The organism is Anaerorhabdus sp., from assembly GCF_036657415.1.
GTDB lineage: Bacteria > Bacillota_I > Bacilli_A > Erysipelotrichales > Erysipelotrichaceae > Anaerorhabdus.
On record NZ_JAVXGL010000116.1, the window covers coordinates 1 to 2,268 of the forward strand.

The 2,268-nt window shown below is 33.1% G+C and carries 1 protein-coding gene; it reads right to left on the reverse strand.

From position 1 onward, the window contains the following. Positions 1 to 652: 652 nt before the first annotated feature. The coding region (locus tag RSB60_RS10905; protein ID WP_332616316.1) for a lysozyme family protein at positions 653 to 2,268 on the reverse strand (1,616 nt) is incomplete at its 5' end.

Here is a 2,268-nt window from a genome sequence, read left to right on the forward strand (position 1 = left end):
AGGAAATATATAAAGATAGAACTAGCACAGAAAGAATGAACAATCGTATATTAAATGACTACCGTATACATAGTATGAAAATTCGCAACCGCGCTAAATTTCTCTACTTTTCCATTTTTACAGGTATCAATATTCATCTTGATGCACCTTTTATATTCTTTCCAACTTTACTTAAAAATTTCATTTGTGAAATTTCCGCTATCTTTCGTCTCTACTTTTTGATACTACTCACTTTTTATGTTTGTTGTTTTCGTAGCAGATGTATGTCTAAATCTAGACCATTGTTAAGACTACCAATATAATATCTTCTCATAATGTACCTCCTTCGCTTATCTTTCTGACTAAATTATAATGTGGTCGTTTCAAGTAGTAAATAACTTTTGAACAAGAGGACAGAATCATGAATAAGATAACCAATTAACCAATAAAATATACATTAAATATTACGATTCTTATATAAAACTTAAATACCCCCTATAGAAAATCCCTAAGAATTGGCATTCTATCTACTATAATTAAGTTTGAATTTTATACTCATAATAATTCAAATGAATTATTTAGTGAATCTGAAAATAATAAGTTAAGAAAAGTATACTATTTCTGTTTTACAACAGGTTTTTGAATACTTTTTCACATACTCATCTTTTGCTTATTAATTTAATATTCCATATCCATAAATCACGATACTTCTGAATGTATAAATATTCTTTTTACATTCATCATTTGAATTACCTTCAATCGCGTAAACGATGCCATCTTCAACTTTTTCGACAATGCCAACATGATCAGGAGTTCCATCATTTTCCCAATCAAAAAATATGATTGTTCCAGCTACAGGAATATAGTTTCTATCTTTCCATTGCCCTCTATCTCTATACCATTTCACGCCATCTACAACTGCTGCAAACTTTGGTATAGTTACATTTAAATCGCCAGACTGATATGCTACCCAACTTACGAAACATGCACACCATTCCACACGTTCATTATAACCATACCACGACCAATAGGGTGCACCTCCTACATTACCTAGTTGTGATGTTGCTACATTAACTAATTTGCTATTACTTGTACCTAGACCTGCAAATTGGTAGTATCGCATCACATGGGAAACATATTCAGAATCTCCATAACTGCTCCAACCATGTTTTTGTGCTTGTTCATCTGAAAATACTTTGGCATTCGCTTGTGAATATGCGCCGAAGTTTTTTAATGCCCAATTTATATAACCATTTCCAAAGTTGTATCCTTGCATCGCAAGACTAAGCGAAGATATTTCTAATGCATCTGTGCAATTTGCTTGTTTTAAGCAATCAGCAAAGTTTTGAACACCCACTTGAATAGAATATTCTGCGTCAGTAATGCCATTAGGAATATTGGGATATTTCTTATTATGAGGACATTCGCTTGCTTGCATTGGATCAGTTCCTCTGCCACCAGATTCTTGCATCATAATTGCTTGTAATGCATTTATAAAATGTGGTATTTCATATTCATCTGCATATTTGCGTATTGTCGCAGTATGTGCAATCACTTCATTAGATAATTGGTTGCCTTCTCCGTTACTGGAGCTACTTGACATGAATACACCACCAATCAATGCTATTAGTAAGATTATTAAAATGGCTATCCAACCAATAGAACAAAGAAACGCAAATGCAGCTCTAGTAGCTTCTATTGCTCGTTTAACTGCATGTGCTGTTTTCTTAACTGCTGAAAACGATTTGCATCCCAATTCTTTCGTTACTTGACGCTTTCCTTTAGAAACTTTCGCTGATTTAATCGCAGCTTGTTTTGCGGCTTCTTGTGAAGTCTTGATAGATACTCTTGTAGTTTTCTTGATGGTTTTACCATTTTTCTCAGATACCTTGATTACTTTATTTTCTACTGATTTTGATATCATCTTTGAATTACGATCAGTAGTTTTAATATCTTTATCAACATGTTCTTTCGTTTTGATTTTCTTGCTAGATTCCTCTGAGGTATTGGTGTTTACATTCTCCGTCTTTGTTTCATCCTTTGTTAGTGCTTTATCCTCTGCTTTCCTTTTTCTTTCTTTTACATAACGGAATATTTTCTGTGATTGTACTTTTGCTTCAATAGCTGTTTTATTCACAAAATGTTCACCATGCGATGTTATTTTAGAAGATGCATAATCATGAGGGGTAGCATATTGAGAATCGGAAGACTCCTCAATATGCTCTTTTGTTTTTGTTGTAATATTACGAATACGTTCGCCTGCTATAGCTACTTTATCAATCGACTTGA